This window comes from Bacillus sp. 220_BSPC (genome assembly GCF_001054655.1).
Classification (GTDB): domain Bacteria; phylum Bacillota; class Bacilli; order Bacillales; family DSM-1321; genus Peribacillus; species Peribacillus frigoritolerans.
The window spans coordinates 1-2,572 of sequence record NZ_JVPL01000033.1 but is presented as its reverse complement, the minus strand read 5'-3'; the positions used below and the strand labels follow the sequence as shown (position 1 = coordinate 2,572).

Here is a 2,572-nt window from a genome sequence, read left to right as displayed (position 1 = left end):
CCTGGACTCGCTTTTCCCGCAGGAGTCTCGTACCTTCCGTTCCAATCAACTAACGTGTTTTAAATGAAAAAAATGCAGGCTTATCTTATTCCGAACCCTCTTTAAGACTAGTTTATCCTTCATGTTTTTCCCTGTTCTCCTTAATGGATGGAAGGAATTTGCGACACCACTTGCCGAATAACGGGCTAGCCGAGACACCACAGACGCTTGCGACGAGGAGGCTTGGCAGACAGTCGGCGGAAAGGGAGCTGATTTCTGAAATCAACTGCAACTTGAAATAATAAAACTGTGTCCTCCATCAATGGAGAGTGAAACTCAGGCTAATTTCTGGTGTTGACTCTGACCGGGCCCGGGCGATTCCCATAAAGCCTAGTACCTCAATTAAAATTCCTTTCATGCTGAAGGAGCCATTCCTTTCTCCACAAGCCACCCGCATAACCAGTTAATTTCCCATTTGAACCTATTATTCGATGACAAGGAATCACGATGCTTAACTTATTTCTTCCATTAGCGCTCCCTACTGCCCTAATGGCTTTTTCATTACCGATTGAAACGGCGATGTCTTTATAGGAACCCGTGTTAGCGTACAGGATTCCCGTTAATGCGTTCCATACGTTTTTTTGGAAGATGGTCCCTTCAAGTATATAGGGAAATGTAAATTCCCTGCGTTCACCTTTGAAATACTCATCAAGCTGGCTAAAGCACTCCGCCAAAACCTGAGGCGTTTGCTCTTGCATAATATTTATCTTTATATCCCTTTCTGCGAACATTATGGAACTGATGGCATCATTCGTTCCTGATATCTCGATAACTCCAATCGGCGATTCATAATCTAGTTTATATAATTCACTCATATAAGGACCTCCATTTCTGTATGTGGCTTACATTCGATTCTTAAGATTCATGTTGCGATATTCACTTGGAGTACAATTTTTCAAACGGCGAAATACTTTATAAAAGTTTGAAGGGCTTTGGAAGCCCACTTCAAGGCAAATCTCAAGATTCGTTAGACTTGTGCTTGTTAGAAGGTATGAAGCTTTATCCACTCTTATTTTTTCCAAATAGGAACGGGGAGTTTCTAATGTTTCCTTTTTGAACAGCCGCTCCAGATAATAGGAACTTACACCGACATGATTGGCAATATCCTTTAATTCAACTTTTTGATTATACTGATTGACCAAGAAAGCGATGATATCTCTTACAAGTCCTAATTGAGGGGAATCATCAACTTCCGGTTGGCATCGTTTGCAAGCACGGAAACCGTCCTTTTCAACTTCATCGATGTCATGATAGAATTTCACATTTATTTTTTTCGGCTTCCTTGACCTGCAGGAAGGGCGGCAGTATATTTTAGTTGTCTTTACTGCGGTAAAGAATAATCCGTCATATTTAGGGTCGCAAGCAATGATTTTCTCCCACATTTCTTCAAAAGAAAGATTTATAGCAACAGCCATTATACTCCGCATCCTTTCAGGTTTTACTTCCCATATAAATGTGAGGTGTCACTTAGCTCTACTATTCGTGCTGTATCTCGTTCTAACAATTCAATGGCTTTATCGAACAGGGCATTCCCGAAACTGAGACGTTTTACGCCTAATTCTTCAAGCTCCTTACCATTCGTCAATCCAGGTAAGGATAATACATTAAGGGGAGCACCTATATTCAAAGTGATTTCCTTTATTTCATCATGGTTCGTTAATCCAGGGATGAATATTCCGCTGGCACCACTCTCCACATACGCTTTTGCCCGCTCTACTGTTTCCCGGAAAGGATTTTCTTTTTGAAAATAAGTATCTGTTCTGGCATTGATGTAAAAACCTTCATACCCATTATAATCCAACGCTTCCCTTATTTTTAATAGCAGGCTGCAGTGTTGATATATATCTCTTAGCCCTTTTTGTTTTTTGAGGGAATCCTCAATATTGATCCCGGCTACACCGGCCTCTGCTGTCCTTAACACATTATCGACAATCTTTTCTGCGGTTTCACCATAGCCTGCTTCAATGTCCGCGGTGACGGGAATTTTCACATTATCCGCAATTAGTTTAATGATACCTAAATGTCTTTCAAAATCAATCACTTCGCCATCAGAATAACCCAGGGAGTTGGCAATTCCCCAGCTTGTCGTTCCAATCGCCTTGAATCCTGATTTCTCGAGAATCAAGGCCGATAATAGATCCCAGGCGTTCCCCAATATCAACAGGTCCTTCGAAAAGTGTAATTCATTGAATTCCTTAATGTTAGTCATTATAGTTGCTCCTAAAATTTATTTGACCTCATTTTAACAATCAACCCAGCTCCAAATCGTCCTTATTCTTGCTCTTATGGTCCATTCAAACAATGTTTGTGCTGGATACCCGTTTAACGGTTTCGGACAAATAAAAAAAATGCCCTTTCATACCAGGGCATTTCAGTTTGTATACAAAGGGTTCTATCTAAGGTTATTACAAAGGTGTTTGGAACGGAAGGTGCGAGACTCCTGCGGGAAAAGCGAGTCCAAGGGTGACCCCACAGGCGCAAGTGCGCCGAGGGCGGACCGCCCGCGGAAAGCGAGTGCCCTACGTTCCAATCA

Annotated in this window: 3 protein-coding genes; all 3 read right to left on the bottom strand. The window is 41.8% G+C overall.

Features of this window, described 5'->3' with window-relative positions; all coding sequences use genetic code 11:
- Nucleotides 1-377 precede the first annotated feature (377 nt).
- The 3 genes from ADA55_RS02205 to ADA55_RS02195 are packed head-to-tail and all read right to left on the bottom strand — an operon-like array spanning nt 378 to nt 2,248.
- Complete coding sequence (locus ADA55_RS02205) at nt 378-854, bottom strand: methylated-DNA--[protein]-cysteine S-methyltransferase (RefSeq protein ID WP_048678450.1); 477 nt, start codon at nt 852-854, stop codon at nt 378-380.
- A gap of 27 nt (nt 855-881) precedes the next feature.
- Entirely contained in the window at nt 882-1,454 is a 573-nt protein-coding gene (locus ADA55_RS02200; protein ID WP_048678448.1) for a bifunctional transcriptional activator/DNA repair enzyme AdaA, read from the bottom strand.
- A 23-nt stretch (nt 1,455-1,477) separates the two neighbouring features.
- Entirely contained in the window at nt 1,478-2,248 is a 771-nt protein-coding gene (locus ADA55_RS02195; RefSeq protein ID WP_048678446.1) for an isocitrate lyase/PEP mutase family protein, read from the bottom strand.
- Nucleotides 2,249-2,572: the final 324 nt, after the last annotated feature.